At 35.8% G+C, this 18274-nt stretch carries 20 protein-coding genes; 14 read left to right on the top strand and 6 right to left on the bottom strand.

Annotated elements, in window-relative coordinates; translation table 11 throughout:
• Positions 1-5 precede the first annotated feature (5 nt).
• The 5 genes from rpsF to CLU97_RS11170 all read right to left on the bottom strand — a co-directional run bounded on the left by rpsF (position 6) and on the right by CLU97_RS11170 (position 5927).
• On the bottom strand, positions 6-347 hold the full coding sequence (rpsF, locus tag CLU97_RS11190) for a 30S ribosomal protein S6 (protein WP_105701385.1): 342 nt from the start codon (positions 345-347) through the stop codon (positions 6-8).
• Between the two features lie 146 nt (positions 348-493).
• Complete coding sequence (locus tag CLU97_RS11185) at positions 494-1846, bottom strand: chloride channel protein (RefSeq protein WP_121487996.1); 1353 nt, start codon at positions 1844-1846, stop codon at positions 494-496.
• 293 nt (positions 1847-2139) lie between these two features.
• Positions 2140-3573 (bottom strand): serine hydrolase, encoded by a 1434-nt coding sequence (locus CLU97_RS11180; protein ID WP_121487995.1) that lies wholly within the window; start codon positions 3571-3573, stop codon positions 2140-2142.
• 155 nt (positions 3574-3728) lie between these two features.
• Positions 3729-5036, bottom strand: a complete 1308-nt coding sequence (locus CLU97_RS11175; RefSeq protein ID WP_121487994.1) for a dihydrolipoamide acetyltransferase family protein — start codon at positions 5034-5036, stop codon at positions 3729-3731.
• A 63-nt stretch (positions 5037-5099) separates the two neighbouring features.
• On the bottom strand, positions 5100-5927 hold the full coding sequence (locus CLU97_RS11170; RefSeq protein ID WP_121487993.1) for an S-adenosyl-l-methionine hydroxide adenosyltransferase family protein: 828 nt from the start codon (positions 5925-5927) through the stop codon (positions 5100-5102).
• A 133-nt stretch (positions 5928-6060) separates the two neighbouring features.
• Between CLU97_RS11170 and CLU97_RS11165 the strand changes: the two genes are divergently transcribed.
• From CLU97_RS11165 to CLU97_RS11135, 7 genes are all read left to right on the top strand, one after another.
• Positions 6061-7020: a PhoH family protein gene (locus tag CLU97_RS11165; RefSeq protein WP_121487992.1), complete on the top strand. Its 960-nt coding sequence runs from the start codon at positions 6061-6063 to the stop codon at positions 7018-7020.
• 118 nt (positions 7021-7138) lie between these two features.
• Positions 7139-7804: a porin family protein gene (locus CLU97_RS11160; RefSeq protein ID WP_121487991.1), complete on the top strand. Its 666-nt coding sequence runs from the start codon at positions 7139-7141 to the stop codon at positions 7802-7804.
• 145 nt (positions 7805-7949) lie between these two features.
• Positions 7950-8450 (top strand): hypothetical protein, encoded by a 501-nt coding sequence (locus CLU97_RS11155; RefSeq protein WP_121487990.1) that lies wholly within the window; start codon positions 7950-7952, stop codon positions 8448-8450.
• A gap of 458 nt (positions 8451-8908) precedes the next feature.
• Positions 8909-9577: an outer membrane beta-barrel protein gene (locus CLU97_RS11150; RefSeq protein ID WP_121487989.1), complete on the top strand. Its 669-nt coding sequence runs from the start codon at positions 8909-8911 to the stop codon at positions 9575-9577.
• 72 nt (positions 9578-9649) lie between these two features.
• Positions 9650-10315 carry an outer membrane beta-barrel protein gene (locus CLU97_RS11145; protein WP_121487988.1) on the top strand — a complete coding sequence of 222 codons (666 nt, stop codon included), beginning with the start codon at positions 9650-9652 and terminating at the stop codon, positions 10313-10315.
• Between the two features lie 77 nt (positions 10316-10392).
• Positions 10393-10671 carry a hypothetical protein gene (locus CLU97_RS11140; RefSeq protein WP_121487987.1) on the top strand — a complete coding sequence of 93 codons (279 nt, stop codon included), beginning with the start codon at positions 10393-10395 and terminating at the stop codon, positions 10669-10671.
• Positions 10631-11050, top strand: a complete 420-nt coding sequence (locus tag CLU97_RS11135; RefSeq protein WP_183084550.1) for an outer membrane beta-barrel protein — start codon at positions 10631-10633, stop codon at positions 11048-11050. The genes CLU97_RS11140 and CLU97_RS11135 overlap by 41 nt, the downstream gene beginning before the upstream one ends.
• Positions 11051-11120: 70 nt before the next feature.
• On the opposite strand, the gene ffh is transcribed toward CLU97_RS11135, so the two are convergent.
• The gene (gene ffh / locus CLU97_RS11130) at positions 11121-12482 is read right to left on the bottom strand and encodes a signal recognition particle protein (protein ID WP_121487985.1); all 1362 of its coding nucleotides are present in this window, start codon (positions 12480-12482) and stop codon (positions 11121-11123) included.
• A gap of 157 nt (positions 12483-12639) precedes the next feature.
• On the opposite strand from ffh, the gene CLU97_RS11125 reads away from it, so the two are divergent.
• The 7 genes from CLU97_RS11125 to atpG all read left to right on the top strand — a co-directional run bounded on the left by CLU97_RS11125 (position 12640) and on the right by atpG (position 18066).
• Positions 12640-13011 (top strand): hypothetical protein, encoded by a 372-nt coding sequence (locus CLU97_RS11125; RefSeq protein WP_121487984.1) that lies wholly within the window; start codon positions 12640-12642, stop codon positions 13009-13011.
• Positions 13012-13070: 59 nt separating this feature from the next.
• On the top strand, positions 13071-14168 hold the full coding sequence (gene atpB / locus CLU97_RS11120; protein ID WP_121487983.1) for a F0F1 ATP synthase subunit A: 1098 nt from the start codon (positions 13071-13073) through the stop codon (positions 14166-14168).
• A gap of 46 nt (positions 14169-14214) precedes the next feature.
• Positions 14215-14409, top strand: coding sequence for an ATP synthase F0 subunit C (gene atpE, locus CLU97_RS11115; RefSeq protein ID WP_002979108.1), 195 nt, complete (start codon positions 14215-14217; stop codon positions 14407-14409).
• Between the two features lie 83 nt (positions 14410-14492).
• Complete coding sequence (locus tag CLU97_RS11110) at positions 14493-14990, top strand: F0F1 ATP synthase subunit B (RefSeq protein ID WP_002979110.1); 498 nt, start codon at positions 14493-14495, stop codon at positions 14988-14990.
• A gap of 2 nt (positions 14991-14992) precedes the next feature.
• Entirely contained in the window at positions 14993-15532 is a 540-nt protein-coding gene (atpH, locus tag CLU97_RS11105) for an ATP synthase F1 subunit delta (protein WP_121487982.1), read from the top strand.
• 16 nt (positions 15533-15548) lie between these two features.
• Positions 15549-17126 (top strand): F0F1 ATP synthase subunit alpha, encoded by a 1578-nt coding sequence (gene atpA, locus CLU97_RS11100; protein WP_121487981.1) that lies wholly within the window; start codon positions 15549-15551, stop codon positions 17124-17126.
• Between the two features lie 76 nt (positions 17127-17202).
• Positions 17203-18066, top strand: coding sequence for an ATP synthase F1 subunit gamma (gene atpG / locus CLU97_RS11095; RefSeq protein WP_121487980.1), 864 nt, complete (start codon positions 17203-17205; stop codon positions 18064-18066).
• Positions 18067-18274 lie beyond the last annotated feature (208 nt).

Raw genomic sequence — 18274 nt, 5'->3', positions numbered from 1 at the left:
AATAATTAAGCTTTAGCTGCTTTTACTTTAGCTCTTCTTGTTACAGCATACTCAATAGCATGCTTGTCAAGTTTTGTAGTAAGGTAACGGATTACTCTTTCGTCACGCTTAAATGCTAATTCTAAATCAGCTACTACAGTACCTTCTCCTTTAAATTCGATTAAAGTATAGAACCCATTCTTTTTCAATTGGATAGGGTAAGCTAACTTTTTCAATCCCCAATTTTCTTTAGCAACGATTTCGCAGTTCTTTTCTTTGATAAGATCTACATACTTGTTCACTGCTTCCTCTACCTGTGCCTCAGATAGAACGGGAGTTAAAATGAAAACAGTTTCGTAATTGTTCATAATGTTAAAAAATTTGTTAATTATTTCGAGGTGCAAAATTAGAAAATATATTTCTTATATGCAAGAGTACTGGAGAAAATTGAATAGAAATATCTTCTCATTAAATAATTATCATCAGTCTTTTTTAAGCAAAAGCAATCTTAAGGCTAATCTTTCTCTCTCAACTCCTTTAGAAAATTCACCTTCAAAACATCATACAAAGAATGTCTGCTCACCAGGATAGAAGCAATGGAAGATACCATTCCGGCAAGCATAAGATGGAATATCAATGAATGTCTATCCGTCATTTCCAGAACAATAATGGCTGAAGTAAACGGGGCTCTTGTAATTCCGGTAAGAAAAGCTACCATTCCTGCAAGGATCACCACATTGGTTTCGTTAGGAGTTAAATGAATGATTCCTGAAATAACAGAACCTATACTTGCTCCTGCGCTAAGAGCCGGAGCGAAAATTCCGCCGGCACCTCCCGAAGTAAAAGAAAGGGCAGGACCCAGCATCCTCAGAATTGGCACATACCAGTCTTCGTGTTTATCTTTGGTGAAAAGAACCCGCTCCATGATTTCTTTTCCGGAACCTAAAACTTCTCTATTAATGAAATAAGCGATTGAAGCAATAATTAAAGCGCAAATGATCAGGAAAACGACATTGGCTTTATCTGTCTTTAATTTTTTCTTCTTCCAACTGTTGATTTTAAGCATAGTAACCGAAAGCTGACTAGCCAGAATACCAGCAATACCAGCAACCAGCATGATTGGAAACATCACCATTAAGGAAACATCATTGGTCTTCGGATATCCCAGATATAAATAAGACCCAGCCAATGTTTGTGCAGTAAGACCAGCAATGATAACGGCTGTAAATAATGCTGTTTTAAAGTAATTGATATGCGTTTTGGACAGCTCTTCCACAGCGAAAACAATTCCCCCAAGTGGAGTATTGAACGCTGCTGCCAGTCCGGCCGCCGCGCCTGTCATAATCATGTTTTTCTTAGAAATCTTTGGCCACCATTCCGGAAGATATTCGTTTACTTTTCTAAAAACAGAGCCTGCAATTTGAATCGTAGGACCTTCACGTCCTACTGCACCTCCTCCGATCACCAGAATAACAGAAGATAATATTTTGAAAAAAATGATTTTAATGCTTAACAGATTTCGGATCTTCCGGTGTTCTTTTGGGTTAGCCAGTTCTACAGCTGCCATCACCTGTGGAATACCACTTCCTTTGGCATTGGGAGCAAATTCTTTCACCAGCCACCAGGATACTACAAATCCAATAGGAGCAATAATAAAAATCATCCATGCATGCCAGTCAAATATAAAATTCATCAGATGTTCACCCCAGGCAAATACCTGTGCGTACAAAACGGCAAAAAAACCTGTAATCACAGAGCCTATCCAAAAAGGAATCGCCTGAAGAAGATTGTTTTTCAGTTGCTCATTCCGGATATTATCGAAGGAATTTTTGAGGGATTTTTTTATAAGGGTGAAAATTTTCAGCATTTGTTAGTTTAGAGATGTAAAAATACGCGATCTTCTATAATCAGTATCTATTTTCAAATAATATTTGTTATAAAATTACTACTAATACCTTAAACTTCCAAGAAAGTGATTATTACACCAAATTAACTAATTTTAATTATTGAATTAGCATCTATTTCTTGTTTTATTTGAATTATTATTAAATTTAAAAATCAAATATTGCCAGTTTTTAGTAAAACAAAGAAAGCTTGAATTAAATAAAAAAATCCCGACTTTCGTCAGGACTTTATGTATTGAATGAATGTCAATTTTAATTAATTTTTCTGAGTCATAAGATCTTCTATTTTCTTAATCATATCAGAACCATTGGTGTTTTGAGGGTTTAGTTCGAGAGATTTTTTATAATTTTTTAGCGCCAAAGGATAGTTTTTAGCATTGAAATATCCTTCTCCCAGGCTGTCGAAAGCATTTCCGGATTGTGGATGTTCTTTCGCGTTGAGTTCAAAAACTTTAATTGCTTCATCAATTCTTGAATTTCCCATTAAAATATAGCCAATGTTATTCAATGTTCCGTCAAAATCCCATTTGGGATTTTTGGACTTAACAGCATAGTAGTTTTTTTCTGCGTTTGGATTGTGGGTTTGGGCAAATCCGGCAATAATAGATTCTTCAGCAAGAGAATAAGCATCTGTAAGATTCTTATCAATGATGGCTGCAACATGATTAACAATATGATACTGTGCCGGGAAAAAATTATACCCGTTCGACATCATAATAATGGCCATATTATTTTGTGGGAAAATCCTGTAAGCACTAACGTTTCCACCGGAAAAACCATAAGACGGAATATTATTCGCTCTATTGATCTCCCAGCCGTAAGCAAAAACATCTTTTTTGTTGCCGTAATCAAAGGGTTTCCACATCATTTCCATCATTTTTTGATTCAACAAATCATTTTTGCTAAGATGGTTGCTCCATTGTAAAAAAGCAGGAAGGGTAATAGCTAACCCATTTCCGGAATGGGACCTTACACCGTTGTCAAATGGAGTTTTTTCGTACTGTTTTTTTTCGTTGTTGTAGTTGTATTTCTGGACCCTGTTGGGAATCTGCTCAAGAGAATTTGATGAGAAATAGACCTGATTTTTTGTGTCTGAAAATTGATTATTAATGATAATATTATCAAAAGACTGCCCCGTAATCTTTTCAATAATCATGGTGAGAAGCATATAATTTGTTTGATTGTATCTGAATTCATTTCCTGTTTTAAATTCCATTTTTTCTTTGGAAAGACGTTCAATCACTTTTGCATTGGAATCACTCACCGGAATATCTTCGAAAGCGATAAAATTTGGAATTCCGGAAGAATGCGTTAACAGGTTTTTTACTTTTACTTCCTGCCACTCTTTGGGAAAATTTTCAACATATTTGGAGACGTTATCTTCCAAAGATAGCTTTCCCTGCTCAATCAGTTGGAAAATGCCGACATTGGCTGTTAATTTTGAAGTAGAGTATATCCTGAACATTGAAGTTGGACTTACTTTTTTTAGATCTTCCAGATTTTCGGTTCCATAATATTGCTCGAAAATTACTTTACCATCTTTTATAATTCCAACAGCTAATCCAGGAATTTTATTGTTTTTCATGGCCTCTTTTACATAGCTGTCAATCATTTTAGACTGATTGGTTTGCTGTGAAAAAGCCGTTGTGGAAATGTGTAATGCAAATGCTGCAAGAAGGATATGTTTCATTTGTTGATAGTTCAAGGTTATACTTTTCATATAAGACAACTGAGTGATGGCCTCTGTTACATTGTAGACCTTTTTTCCAACAAAAAAACCTCCGATTAAATCGAAGGTTTAGTATTTAAAATCAACAAAATTACTTATCGCTGATTACTCATTACTTATATTTCTGTGTTCAGATCCCAGTTTTCAAGGTAGTCGTGAACATGTTTCAGCATCATTCCTCCTAAAGACCCGTCTACCACTCTGTGGTCATAAGAGTGAGACATGAACATTAAGTTTCTGATCGCGATTACATCACCGTCAGCTGTTTCAAGAACTGCAGGCTTCTTAACGATCGCTCCGATGGCTAAAATAGCTACCTGAGGTTGAGGAATAATTGGTGTTCCCATAAGGTTTCCGAAGCTTCCTACGTTAGAGATTGTATACGTTGCACCCTGAGTATCTTCTGGTCTTAATTTTTTGTTTCTTGCTCTGTACGCTAAATCGTTGATTGCTTTTGCAAGTCCGGATAATGATAACTGATCTGCATTTTTGATCACAGGAACAATAAGGTTTCCGTCCGGAAGAGCAGTAGCCATACCAATGTTGATGTTTTTCTTCTTAATGATGTTTTCACCATTTACAGAAACATTGATCATTGGGAAATCCTGAATTGCTTTCACTACAGCTTTTACGAAAATAGGCATAAACGTAAGTTTTTCACCTTCACGTTTTTCGAATACTGCTTTGTTTTTATTTCTCCATTTTACAACGTTGGTAACGTCTGTTTCAATGAAAGAAGTAACGTGTGGAGCAATTTGTTTAGCTTTTACCATGTTTTCAGCGATGATCTTTCTCATTCTGTCCATAGGAATGATCTCATCACCTGCACTTACCGGAATGGTAGCTGCCGGAGCAGATACGGCTGGTTTTGGAGTAGATGCTGCTGCCTGTACAGGAGCTGCCTGAGCTGGCTGGCTTCCTCTGTTAGCAACATAAGCTAATATATCTTCTTTTGTGATTCTTCCTTCTAAACCGCTTCCTTTGATAGATTTCAGTTCAGTTTCAGAAATTTTTTCCTGTTGTGCAATAGATTTTACAAGTGGAGATAAGTAAAGATCTCCTGAGAATTCTACGTTTGAAGCAGCCACTGTTTGTAAAGGCTCTTCAATCGCTTTTAAAGTTTCAGCATCCGGAGTCGCTGCCGGAGTTTCAGTTTTCACTTCTTCTGAAGCTGTGCCTTCTCCTTCAATTTCTAAAATAGCAATGGCTTCACCTACTTTTGCAACTTCATCTTTTTGCTTTAAAATTTTTACGATTTTCCCCGAAACTGGTGTCGGAACGTCTGAATCTACTTTATCTGTTGCAATTTCTACTACGGAGTCATCCTCCTTTACGTTATCACCTTCATTGAATAACCAAGTGATAATTGTCGCTTCCATAACCCCTTCTCCCATGGAAGGAAGCAATAATTTGTATTCTGCCATTTTTGATTTTTAGATTTTGACAAATATATAAAAAAAATCGGTTTTTTTATGAAATATATAATCTTAGCTGAATTCAATATAAATATTTTCGCCTACATTCAGTCCAAACAGGCTTTTGGCGCCGTTTTTCTTGCTTCCTTTGTAGATGGTAAGCTCCAATAATTGACTATCATTGAAGATGGCAGCAGACTGCCCGTGAAATTCCGTCTCCCTTTCCCAGTCCGAAACCACTTCCGTATGGCTGGAAAATACCCTTGAAAGACTTAAATTCCTGAATTTTATGGTAAAACTGGTGTATGCTTTACTGATATTCTCGAAAAAATCTTTGTTGATATTTGAGATTATATTTCCGAAATTATCAATATAGGTAACTTCACCAATGATCATGCCTTCAGATTCGTTATATACCGCTCTTGGAAACATCAGTTGTTTTGCCGACTGTATTTTTCGTCCTATCACTTCAGGAAGTCCGCCATTGGCAAGATGCACTGCTGCAGGAACAAAAATATCAGTAGAGGTAAAATCAATAACATCATCAAAACGGTTGTTCAATGTCAGTTCATAGATCGCCTCAGGTTTGATATCGAAAAATATAAGGCTTAAAAGTCCGTTATCTGCTGCCAGAAAGTAAGAACCATCGGCTTTATAGATGATATTTTTTCTGGATTTGTGGTAAAAGCTGTCTACCGAAAGGATGTGAATGCTTCCTTTGGGAAAATATTTATAAGCGTTTCTTACAATATACGAAGTCTGTATAAGGTTGAATGCCTGGATGTCGTGGGTTATATCAATAATATTAACCTCAGGGTTTAGAGACAGAATTTTGCCTTTCACAGCGGCAACTCTGTAATCTAAATTTCCGAAATCCGAAGTAAGGGTAATAATTGACATGAGCAATTTCTAGAATAGTGTAGTATTGCAAAGTTATTTAAAATAAAAAGAATGCCCGAAAGATTGTTGAAAAGAATTTGATATAAATTTGAAAAAAAGCTTTAATTTTAAAATCTAAAAATAAAAATACTGCATGTTTGAATTAACATATGATTTGGAAGATATCGACGCAAAAATCTTCTATGGAGTTAATAACCAATATTTCAACTTAATAAAATCAAGCTTTCCAACCATAAAAATTACAGGAAGAGATCATTTCATCTTTGCCATGGGTAATCAGGAAGCTTTAGACATACTGAAAAAAAAATTGGATGATATTGTCAGCTTTATCTCCAAAAACAATTCAATAGGACTGAAAGACGTTGAAAATATATTGAATATTAAAGACGAAAACGAAAAGCAGCTGGTATTCGATCAGGATATTATCGTAAAAGGAGTTAACGGAAAAGTTATTAAAGCGAAGACCACCAATCTTAAAAAGCTGGTAAAGGAAACGGAGAAAAAGGACATGGTATTTGCTATTGGCCCTGCAGGTACCGGAAAAACGTATACCAGCGTGGCATTGGCAGCAAGAGCTTTGAGAGATAAAGAAGTGAAGAGAATTATCCTGACAAGACCGGCTGTAGAAGCAGGAGAGAGTCTGGGATTCCTCCCTGGTGATCTTAAAGAGAAGCTGGATCCGTATTTACAGCCTTTATATGATGCACTTCGTGATATGATTCCTCATGAAAAACTTGAGGGTTTCATGGAGAAAAAGGTAATTGAAGTAGCACCATTGGCCTTTATGAGAGGACGTACACTGGATGATGCGTTTGTGATTCTTGATGAAGCACAGAATACCACGCATGCACAGATGAAAATGTTCCTTACCAGAATGGGTATGAATGCTAAGTTCATTATCACAGGGGATCCAAGTCAGATTGACCTTCCGAAAAATCAACAGTCTGGACTGAAAGAAGCTATGAGGATTTTAAATGGAGTAAAGGAGATTGGATTTGTACATCTTACAGAAGAAGACGTAGTAAGACACCCTGTAGTAAGAAAGATTATTCTGGCTTATAACGATGAAGATAAAAGAGTAAGAAATGACTAATTTTGAGTAGTGAAAGTTTCCATTAACTTTTTGTTAACCTTGAAATGGTTAGTTAAAATTTGTTAATTTGAAAAAATTAATTAGTTTTGCAGTCCTTAGATGTAAAAACTAATTAAACATGAAAAAACTTTTACTAGTTGCAGCAGTCGCTGTTATGGGAATTTCTGCTAACGCACAAGAATTTCGTTTTGGTCCAAAAGCCGGATACTCTTACTCTACCATTAAATTGAAGGGTGACGGACAGTCTGAAACTTCAGATCCTTTACACACATTTTATATTGGAGGTATTGCTGAATATAAGCTGAGTGATAAATTTGCTCTTCAGGGAGAACTTTTGTATTCTCCACTAGGAGGAAAAGTAAACGTAGCTGAAGCTGATCCGGATGATCCTACTACTTTTTTAAATGTAAAAGCAAAGCAGACTTTTCACACTTTATTAGTGCCTATCTCTGCTAAGTATTTTATCACTGAAGGATTGTCTGTTTCTGCGGGAGCAAGCTTCGGAGTAATTCTTTCTGCTAAGCAAAAGCTTACTGCTGATTTCGGGTTTGGAATTCCAGGATTTGAAATTGATGCTAATGACGAAAGAGATATCAAAGATCAGATGAATACTTTGAATATTGCTCCATTCCTTGGTGCTGAATATGCATTGGAAAACGGATTGTTCTTTGATGCAAGATATAACCTTGGTGTTTCTAACCTTGCTAAGCATGCAGAAGGGAATGAAAAGCTAACTAACAGCTTTGTGCAGGTAGGTGTAGGATTCAAATTTGGAGGAAACTAATTCTGAAAATTTTACCCAGAAATAATAAAAAAATCAGGACAAAAATTGTCCTGATTTTTATTTTATGGTATATCATTCATATGGATCCTCTATCTGATGAAAAATAATTAGTATTTTTGCACCGTAATTTAAAGCTACTAAAAAAATGAAAAAACTATTATTACTAGGTGCTTTTGCACTTCTAGGAGGTGCTGCTCAAGCGCAGGAAGGTTTTAAAATTGGAGGACATATTGGCATTCCTGTGTCTGATGCAAGTGATGTATCTTCATTTACATTAGGAGTAGATGCGGCATATATGTGGAATATTGCCAAAGGGCTTGATCTTGGGGTAACCACAGGATATTCTCATTTCTTCGGAAAAGATCATTTTGATGATTTCGGATTTGTTCCTGTAGCAGTGTCCGGAAAATACAGATTCTCCGGCGCACCTATCTTTGTAGGTTTAGACTTAGGATACGGTATTTCTACAAAAGATGGAGTAGATGGAGGTTTCTATGCGCAACCTAAATTTGGATACCAAATGTCTAAAGGAGAGCTGTACATCGGTTACCAATCTATCAGCAATAAACGTGATCTTCCGGGATGGGGAAGATACAGCTGGAATGTAGGAGCTGTTAACCTTGGTTATAATTTCTTTATTAAATAAGAAAGCAAATGGATATAGAAAACTCCGGCCGAAGGCCGGAGTTTTCTATATTATTATAAATGCGCTGTACAGATTTGTACTCAGAAATTTTTGAAATAACACATTTACAGCCATTAGGAAAAGGTGAAAACAGCCTTGAATATAAACAAATGTTTAAATTTTAAGAGATAATAACTTAGATATTAATATTTTAGGTTAATTAATTTTAGAGTTTCCTCTGAATTCATGGGCTTTTACAAAAAAATGAAAAATTTGAAAAAGTAAATATATTTAAGTCTTGTTGAAAAAATAGAGTTTTTTTATTCATAATATTGTGAAAAACTCAATAACTTCTCTTAAGTATGATTTATTATTACAAAACCTTAAATTTTAACAATGATATTAATCACATTAACAAATTTTAATATTAGTGGGTACCACTGTAAATTTGCCCTCAGAAAGTATTAAAATTTTTTACAATGAAAAAAATATTATTAGCGGGTGCAGTTGCACTTTTCGGTTTATCAAACGCTCAGATTGCTAAAGGAACTACATATTTATCAGGATCTGTTGGTTATTCTCAAGTAGAATCTAACAACGGTAACGATAAAAAAGAAAACTTCAACGTATTACCTACAGTTGGATATTTCGTAAACACTAACTTAGCAATCGGATTAGGTGTAGGATACCAAACTGAAAAGAATACTGTATCTACTACTACAACTCTAGGAAACACTACAATCGTAAACGAGAACGTAGTTAAAACTCCAGCATTCGTTGTTGCTCCATTCGTAAGAAAGTATTGGACTTTATCTGACAAGTTATATTTCTTCGGACAGTTAGCAGTACCAATGCAGTTCGGAAAAACTGAAACTGAAACTAGTTCTGTAGCTACAACTACAACAGGTTCAGGAACTTCTGTGGCATCTAGCTCTACTTCATCTGAAGCTAAATACACTAAAATTGGTGTAACTGTTAAACCAGGTTTAGATTATTTCTTAAACAAGAACTGGTCTATCGAAGCTACTATCGGTGAGTTCGGTTATAGCAACTACAAACCAAAAGGTGGTGATGCTACAAACAACTATAACTTCGGATTGAATTTATCTTCTGTAACTTTCGGAGTTAAATATGTATTTGCAAAATAATAAACAAAGCATATAGCAAGAAAGCCCTGAGAAACTCTTAGGGCTTTTTTTCTGTAAAACTAATATAAAACCATGAAAAAAATCCTATTGATGAGCGCTGTTGCGCTTTTCGGTTTATCAAACGCACAGATTGCTAAAGGAAAAACTTACCTTTCAGGACAGGTAGAGTACAATCACAGTGAAAATAATGCCTATTATAACAGTGCCAGAAAGGATGATGTTATCAAAATTCTTCCTACAGTGGGGTATTTTGTGACTAATAATTTAGCAGTAGGATTGGGTGTAGGATATAAAAGTGCTGTTACAAAGTATGATGTAGGTGGTGACTTCTTCAGCAATGAGCTGGAAATAAAAGAAACCAATAATGCATTTGTAGTAGCTCCGTTTGTGAGAAAATACTGGACTTTATCTGAAAACTTATATATCTTTGGACAACTACAGATTCCGTTGGAGTTTGGCCAGGAAAAACTGGAATCAAACAGTGAAATCTTCATGGGGGATCCTCTTCTCGCTCCTTCATTTTCAAGAAAGAATAACTATATCAATATTGGAGTGAATGTCAAGCCGGGATTGGATTATTTCGTTAATAAAAACTGGTCCATTGAAGCTACAATAGGGGAGTTTGGATACAATACCTACAAAAGAGATATTGATGGTGCTAAAAGGAATAACAGCTACAAATTTGATCTCAATTTAGCTGCAGTTACCTTTGGAGTAAAATATATATTTGCAAAATAATACACAAAATATATACATTAGCCTGCTGAAAGCTATCTTAGGCTTTTTAAGTTTAAAAACTAATTAATATAATAATCATGAAAAAAATCTTATTGGTGTCTGCAATCGCTTTATTTGCAGGCCTGAATGCACAAACTACATTCGGTGTAAAAGCCGGTTATGCTTTATCAAAATTGAATTCCAGTGAGGGTGATTTTGAATTTGGTGGATTCGAAGCAAGTTTAAAATCCAAATCAGGGTTTTATATCGGAGGCTTGGTTGAGCATAAATTCAATAATAAGTTTGCTGTTCAGGGAGAGGTAGAATATGCCAATCTTGGCGGAAGGAATACCGGGTACAGGTATTACCTTAACTGAAAAGATGAACCTTAACAGAATTGTTATTCCTGTATCTGCAAGATATTATGCAACTCCGAAACTGGGAATTTATGCGGGTCCCTATGTGAGCTTTAAAACGAATAATAAAGCAAAATTTGAAGTAAGTGGTCCTAATGCTGGTATGGTAGATCCTTCCGGACTTAAAGAAGGAGAACGCTATTTGGAAAGAGAACTGAATGATGGTTTAAAATCTACAGATTTCGGTTTATTCTTAGGAGCTGATTACAATATTCATAAAGGATTGTTTGTGGATGCACGCTACAGCTTTGGCCTAACGAATATGATTAAAAATCCTGTAGATGGAGAAACATTAAAAATGAATTTCTTCCAATTAGGAATAGGATATAAGTTTAAATAAACAGATCTTCATATAAAAATAAAAACTCTCAGAAATTCTGAGAGTTTTTCTATGAATAATTTTGTCTTTCTTATTTTCCAAACATTCCGCCCATTCCAGGCATGTTCGGCATTTTGCTCATCATCTGCATCATTTGCTTTCCTTGAGGCCCCTGCATCATCTTCATCATTTTACCCATTTGATCAAACTGTTTCATCAACTGGTTTACATCCTCAACTTTTCTTCCGGCACCTTTAGCAATTCTTCCTTTTCTCTGAGTATTGATGATAGAAGGTCTTCTTCTTTCTTCAGGGGTCATAGAATAGATGATCGCTTCAATGTGTTTGAATGCATCATCACTGATTTCCACATCCTTAATTGCTTTTCCAACTCCAGGAATCATTCCCATCAAATCTTTCATGTTACCCATCTTCTTGATCTGGTTGATCTGCTTAAGGAAATCATCGAAACCGAACTCGTTTTTAGCAATTTTCTTGTGAAGTTTCTTCGCTTCTTCTTCATCAAACTGCTCCTGAGCTCTTTCTACTAGGGAAACAACGTCTCCCATTCCCAGGATTCTGTCTGCCATCCTTTCCGGGTAGAAAAGGTCTAAAGCTTCCATTTTTTCTCCTGTAGAGATAAATTTGATAGGTTTTTCAACCACAGAACGGATCGTTAATGCAGCACCCCCTCTTGTATCACCATCTAATTTTGTTAAAACAACTCCGTCAAAGTTCAAAGCATCGTTGAATGCTTTTGCCGTATTCACAGCATCCTGACCTGTCATTGAGTCAACAACAAATAGGGTTTCATTTGGTTTAATGAAGTAATGAACAGATTTGATCTCGTTCATCATCTGCTCATCAATCGCCAAACGACCAGCCGTATCCACAATTACAACATCATGGTTGTTGGCTTTTGCAAAATTGATCGCATTTTCAGCAATCGTAGACGGATTGGTAGCACCTTCTTCAGTATAAACAGGAACATTAATTTGTCCTCCCAGTACTTTCAGCTGGTCAATCGCTGCAGGACGGTAAACGTCACATGCTACCAATAAAGGTTTTTTATTTCTTTTTGTTTGTAAATAATGAGCAAGTTTTCCTGAGAAAGTAGTCTTACCGGATCCCTGGAGACCAGCAATAAGGATTACAGAAGGTTTTCCTGAAAGATTGATTCCCTCCTGAGAACCTCCCATCAGGTCTACCAATTCATCATGAACAATTTTTGTCATCAACTGTCCCGGAGTAAGGGAAGTAAGAACATTCTCTCCTAATGCTTTATCCTGAACTCTTTTAGTAAGATCTTTTGCAACTTTATAGTTAACGTCGGCATCTACCAATGCTCTACGGATCTCCTTTACGGTTTCCGCTACATTGATTTCAGTAATTTTTCCTCTCCCGGAAATATTATGTAATGCCTTATCTAATTTATCCTGTAAACTATTAAACATATTTATTGTAAATTATAGGTTTGCAAAAATAAGGAATTTTTGGGATATCTAAAGTGTCCGGAACGTAATATTATATATATAAGAAAAAATGATATATATCAAATCTTATCATAATACGATAGAAAAAGTCTATTTTTGCGATCAATTAAAATTTAGAATGAAAATCAATCCCAATATTCTTGTTGTCATTTTATTCTTCCTGACGTTTCTGGTGCACTTTTCCCTTTGGAAATTTGTTTTTCACCTGAATGAAATTGTGATCATTAAATTTTATCTTTTTCTGAGCGTCATGTTTATGATGATGATTACTCTTATTATTTTAATTAATAGAGTGGCACCGGAATTTTTAGGATTGTCTGTCATTGGTTTGATCCTTTTAAAATTCGGTTTAATGTACTTAATCAGAAAGAAACTGAACTTTGAAGTGATTCCAGGCTATAAATTTCATTTTATTATCCCGTATTTTGTCCTGACAGCCCTGCTTACATACTATGCCATCAAGCTGATTAATCATGATAAAAAACAGTAAAATAATTTATTGAAACTAGAAAAAATATCATATTTTTGCACAACGAAAAAAACCTATCAATGTTTAAGAAATTCGCAGTTTTATTCTACAGTATTTTTGTATTAAACTTAGTGTCTGCACAGCACGGTGAGGCTACTGCTGGCACAGCTCCTGCTCAAGAGCTTTCAGAGAAAGACAAAGTAAGCAAAGAAAACAAAGAGTTCATCGATCATCACTTGTTGGATGCACATGATTTCACATTGATGGTTGATAAAGATGGTCACCACATCGGTTTTCCTCTTCCTGTTATTGTATATGACAACGGTTTTCACGCCTTCATGAGTAACAAAGAAGGGTTTATGCACGGAGAGCCTACTGAGATAGACGGTTCTTTTTATGTGTTGCACCACGAGAAAATCTATAAGACTGATGCAGCTGGAACTATCACTTTAGATGATCATGGTCACCCAACAAACGAAAAGCCATTAGATCTTTCTATTACAAAAAGTGTACTGATTATTTTATTAGTATCAATCTTTATGTTGGTGTTATTCGGAGGTATGGCTAAGTCTTATAAAAAATCAGTTGTTCCTACTGGAGCTGCAAGATTTTTAGAGCCGCTAATCATTTTCGTAAGAGATGAAGTTGCTATTCCAAATATCGGACACAAGTATAAGAGATTTATGGGTTATTTGTTAACTGTATTCTTCTTTATTCTTTTCCTTAACGTTTTAGGATTAATGCCTTTCGGAATTAATGTGACAGGTAATATTACCATGACATTCTTCCTTGCAATCCTTACTTATTTGATTACAACGTTCTCAGCTAACAAAGATTACTGGAAACATATCTTCTGGATGCCAGGAGTACCGGTTCCAATGAAGTTAATCATGCTTCCAATCGAATTATTGGGGACAATCACTAAACCTTTCGCATTGATGATCCGACTTTTTGCCAACATGACGGCAGGTCACATCGTAGTAATGAGTTTGATCGGATTGATCTATGTATTCAAGAATTTCATCGCAGGTGTAGCATTCCCGTTCCTTACATTAGTAATTTATTTACTTGAGGTATTGGTAGCGTTCCTACAGGCTTATATCTTTACAATGTTATCTGCTCTGTTTATCGGAATGGCAGTAGAAGAGCACGAGCACGAACATCATGCTGCTCACTAATTGAAATTATAAATTAAGTAAAACAAATTTTTTAAAATTATATATTATGGAAATCCCTAAAATTGTAGGTGCTGGTATCGTAGTACTAGGTGTAGGTATCGGTCTTGGTAAAATCGGAGCTGCTGCTCTTGAAGCTATCGCTAGACAACCTGAGCAATCTGGAAAAATCCAAACAGCTATGCTTATCGCAGCTGCACTTGTAGAAGGTGTTGCGTTTGCTGCTCTATTCGCAGTAAACTAATTAAACTCAAACCATTATCTGTGACGGTTGGTTACAGATAATGGTTCTTTAAAAAAAGTAATAATTATTTATACATTTATATAATGGAATTAATTCATCAGTTTTCATCAGGATTATTTATTATCCAGTCTGTTATTTTTCTAGCATTATTATTTTTGTTAGGTAAATTCGCTTGGAAACCTATTTTAAAGTCTATCAATGACAGAGAAACATCTATTGTTGACGCTCTTAATCAAGCTAAATTAGCTAGAAAAGAAATGGAAACTTTAAAAGAGGATAACGAAAGAATCATTCGTGAAGCTAAAATCGAAAGAGATGCTATCCTTAAAGAAGCCAGAGAAATTAAAGACAGAATCGTAGGAGAAGCTAAAGATGTTGCTAAAGCTGAAGGAGACAAAATGATCGAAGCTGCTAAACAGACGATCAATGCTGAGAAAAATGCTGCTATGGCAGACATCAAAACTCAAATTGGTACTTTATCTGTAAACATCGCAGAGTCTATTTTGAAACAAAAATTAGACAACAGCGAAGCTCAAAACGAATTAGTTCAAAATTATTTAAACAAATCAAACCTTAACTAAGAATGCTTACATCTAAAGTAGCTAAAAGATACGCACAAGGTTTACTTGATTTTACAAACGAATCAGGTCAAACGGCTACTGTATTTTCTGAAATGAAAGATGTAGTAAAGATCATGAAAGTGTCTGCGGACTTAAATAAATTTTTCATGACTCCTTATATCGATTCTAAAAAGAAAATAGAAGTAGCAAACGAAATTTTCAAAGGTTTATCTGTTTCTTCTCAGAACCTGATTAGATTGGTTATTAAACACGGACGTGAAAGCCAATTGAAAAATATCGCTCAGGAATTCATCAACAAAGTTGAAGACCTTAGTGGTGTACAGAGAGTAACACTTACTACAGCAACTCCGCTTTCAAAAGAAAATCTTGATCAGATTTTAAGATATACCAATCTTGTAAATGCTGATTCAAACTTTGATCTGAAAGTAAATGTGAAGCCTGAAATTCTTGGTGGATATATTCTAAGAGTAGGTGACCAGCAGGTAGACGCGTCTGTGAAGACAAAATTGAACCAAGTTAAAAAAGATTTCCAATTAAATTAAGAAAAACAACCATACAATGGCAGAAATAAATCCGGCAGAAGTATCTGCGATCTTAAAACAGCAATTGGCCAACTTCGATACTCAATCAAACGTTGAGGAAGTAGGTACAGTTTTAACCATCGGTGATGGTATTGCTCGTGTATACGGGTTAGAAAACGTACAATACGGAGAGTTGGTGAAATTTTCTAGTGATGTAGAAGGTATTGTACTTAACCTTGAAGAAGACAACGTAGGTGTTGCTCTACTTGGTGAAAGTAAATTAGTAAAAGAAGGTGATACAGTAAGAAGAACAAACAGAATCTCTTCTATTAAAGTAGGAGAAGGTATGTTAGGAAGAGTAGTAGATACTCTTGGTAACCCTATCGATGGTAAAGGTCCTATTACTGGGGATTTATACGAAATGCCATTGGAAAGAAAGGCTCCTGGAGTTATCTTCAGACAGCCGGTAACTGAGCCTTTACAGTCTGGTATCGTTGCAATTGATGCGATGATCCCTGTAGGAAGAGGTCAGAGAGAGCTTATCATTGGTGACAGACAAACAGGTAAAACTACTGTTGCTATTGATACAATCATCAACCAAAAAGAATTCTTTGATGCTGGTCAGCCAGTATATTGTATATATGTTGCTATCGGTCAGAAAGCTTCTACTGTAGCACAAATCGTTAAAACTCTTTCTGATAAAGGAGCTTTAGCTTATACTGTAATCGTTGCGGCTAACGCATCAGATCCGGTTCCAATGCAGGTATATTCTGCAATGGCAGGAGCTTCTATCGGTGAGTTCTTCAGAGACACTGGTAGACCGGCACTTATCGTTTATGATGATTTATCTAAACAAGCTGTTGCTTACCGTGAGCTTTCTCTACTATTGAGAAGACCACCGGGCCGTGAAGCTTACCCTGGAGACGTTTTCTACCTTCACTCAAGACTATTGGAAAGAGCGGCAAAAGTAATCGCTGATGATAACATTGCTAAGAAAATGAATGATTTGCCAGAGTCTCTTAAGCCAATCGTAAAAGGTGGTGGTTCATTAACAGCCCTTCCAATTATCGAAACTCAGGCTGGTGACGTTTCTGCATATATCCCTACAAACGTAATCTCTATTACAGACGGACAGATCTTCTTGGAGTCTGATCTATTCAACTCAGGGGTTCGTCCGGCGATCAACGTTGGTATCTCTGTATCGAGAGTAGGAGGTAATGCTCAGATCAAATCAATGAAAAAAGTTTCTGGTACATTGAAGCTTGACCAGGCTCAATATAAAGAACTAGAAGCGTTTGCTAAATTCGGTTCTGACCTTGATGCTTCTACTTTAGCAGTTATCTCTAAAGGAGAAAGAAACGTAGAAATCCTTAAGCAGCCGGTAAATGCACCACTTCCTGTAGAAAGTCAGGTAGCGATTGTATACGCTGGAACAGAAAACTTAATGAGAAACGTTCCATTGAACAAGATTAAAGAATTCCAACACGAATACATCGAGTTCCTAAAGTCTAAGCACCCAGATACAATGGCTGCAATTAAGGCTGGAAAAATCGACAATGATATTACAGGTGTTCTTAAGCAGGCGGCTAACGATTTAGCTTCTAAATACAACTAAAAAATTCAATGTTTAAGGTTTGAAATGTAGTGTTTTAAACCTTAAACTTTAGACCTTAAACTTTGAACCCAAATTAATGGCAAACTTAAAAGAAATACGAGGCAGAATTACGTCAATTTCGTCTACGATGCAGATTACACGTGCTATGAAGATGGTTTCCGCAGCGAAACTTAAAAAAGCACAGGATGCAATCGTAATGTTAAGACCTTATTCTGAAAAATTACAGGAGCTTATCCAGAATGTGAATTCTAGCTCTGATCCTGATCAGATTTCTGTATATGCTCAGAAAAGAGAGGTTAAAAGAGTACTATTCATCGCTGTTACTTCAAACAGAGGTCTTGCGGGAGCTTTTAACTCTTCTATCGTAAAAGAGCTTAACCTTCAGTTCCAGAACAATGCTCAATACGAGATTGAAGTTCTTCCTGTAGGTAAAAAAGTATATGATGCTGTAAGAAAAAACCGTTCGGTATATACTAACGGAAGTTCTGTTTATGATAATCTGAGCTTTGATGCAGTTGCTCATATCGCTGAAGGTGTAATGGCAAGTTTCAGAGAAGGTAAATTTGACGAAGTTTATGTGATCTATAACAAATTCGTTAATGCTGCTACTCAGGAAGTAACTACAGAACAGCTTCTTCCCATCTCAATGCCGGAAAACACTGAGCCACAGGTTGAAACAGATTATATCTTTGAACCTAACAGAACTGAGATCCTGGATAATTTGATTCCTAAGTCTATTAAAACTCAGGTTTTCAAAGCAATATTAGATTCAGTAGCATCTGAGCACGGAGCGAGAATGACAGCAATGCACAAAGCAACCGATAATGCAGAAGCTTTGAGAAATGATCTTAAGATCTTCTACAACAAAGCAAGACAGGCTGCCATTACCAACGAAATCCTGGAAATTGTTTCCGGAGCAGAAGCTTTGAAAAATTCGTAAGAATTATTTAAAATATACAATATAAAGCACCGAAATTATCGGTGCTTTTTTATTTAATGAAGACAAAAACTGCTTTACACTATTCAAAAACCTTACTTTTTTACAAAAATGAACAGATGGTCCAATTATTTTTTTCATTGAAAAACAAAGGTGTTTTATTGTGCCAATTTTCTCTTTCAAAAATTCCTGTATCAAAATAATCTATCCC

It is taken from the genome of Chryseobacterium sp. 7 (genome assembly GCF_003663845.1).
Lineage (GTDB): Bacteria > Bacteroidota > Bacteroidia > Flavobacteriales > Weeksellaceae > Chryseobacterium.
This window is presented reverse-complemented; position numbering and strand designations above follow the sequence as displayed.

Bases quoted from the DNA above. Each gene is read 5' to 3' on its own strand.
- rpsF (WP_105701385.1), bottom strand. From the start codon at position 347: ATGAACAATTACGAAACTGTTTTCATTTTAACTCCCGTTCTATCTGAG.
- CLU97_RS11185 (WP_121487996.1), bottom strand. From the start codon at position 1,846: ATGCTGAAAATTTTCACCCTTATAAAAAAATCCCTCAAAAATTCCTTC.
- CLU97_RS11180 (WP_121487995.1), bottom strand. From the start codon at position 3,573: ATGAAACATATCCTTCTTGCAGCATTTGCATTACACATTTCCACAACG.
- CLU97_RS11175 (WP_121487994.1), bottom strand. From the start codon at position 5,036: ATGGCAGAATACAAATTATTGCTTCCTTCCATGGGAGAAGGGGTTATG.
- CLU97_RS11170 (WP_121487993.1), bottom strand. From the start codon at position 5,927: ATGTCAATTATTACCCTTACTTCGGATTTCGGAAATTTAGATTACAGA.
- CLU97_RS11165 (WP_121487992.1), top strand. From the start codon at position 6,061: ATGTTTGAATTAACATATGATTTGGAAGATATCGACGCAAAAATCTTC.
- CLU97_RS11160 (WP_121487991.1), top strand. From the start codon at position 7,139: ATGAAAAAACTTTTACTAGTTGCAGCAGTCGCTGTTATGGGAATTTCT.
- CLU97_RS11155 (WP_121487990.1), top strand. From the start codon at position 7,950: ATGAAAAAACTATTATTACTAGGTGCTTTTGCACTTCTAGGAGGTGCT.
- CLU97_RS11150 (WP_121487989.1), top strand. From the start codon at position 8,909: ATGAAAAAAATATTATTAGCGGGTGCAGTTGCACTTTTCGGTTTATCA.
- CLU97_RS11145 (WP_121487988.1), top strand. From the start codon at position 9,650: ATGAAAAAAATCCTATTGATGAGCGCTGTTGCGCTTTTCGGTTTATCA.
- CLU97_RS11140 (WP_121487987.1), top strand. From the start codon at position 10,393: ATGAAAAAAATCTTATTGGTGTCTGCAATCGCTTTATTTGCAGGCCTG.
- ffh (WP_121487985.1), bottom strand. From the start codon at position 12,482: ATGTTTAATAGTTTACAGGATAAATTAGATAAGGCATTACATAATATT.
- CLU97_RS11125 (WP_121487984.1), top strand. From the start codon at position 12,640: ATGAAAATCAATCCCAATATTCTTGTTGTCATTTTATTCTTCCTGACG.
- atpB (WP_121487983.1), top strand. From the start codon at position 13,071: ATGTTTAAGAAATTCGCAGTTTTATTCTACAGTATTTTTGTATTAAAC.
- atpE (WP_002979108.1), top strand. From the start codon at position 14,215: ATGGAAATCCCTAAAATTGTAGGTGCTGGTATCGTAGTACTAGGTGTA.
- CLU97_RS11110 (WP_002979110.1), top strand. From the start codon at position 14,493: ATGGAATTAATTCATCAGTTTTCATCAGGATTATTTATTATCCAGTCT.
- atpH (WP_121487982.1), top strand. From the start codon at position 14,993: ATGCTTACATCTAAAGTAGCTAAAAGATACGCACAAGGTTTACTTGAT.
- atpA (WP_121487981.1), top strand. From the start codon at position 15,549: ATGGCAGAAATAAATCCGGCAGAAGTATCTGCGATCTTAAAACAGCAA.
- atpG (WP_121487980.1), top strand. From the start codon at position 17,203: ATGGCAAACTTAAAAGAAATACGAGGCAGAATTACGTCAATTTCGTCT.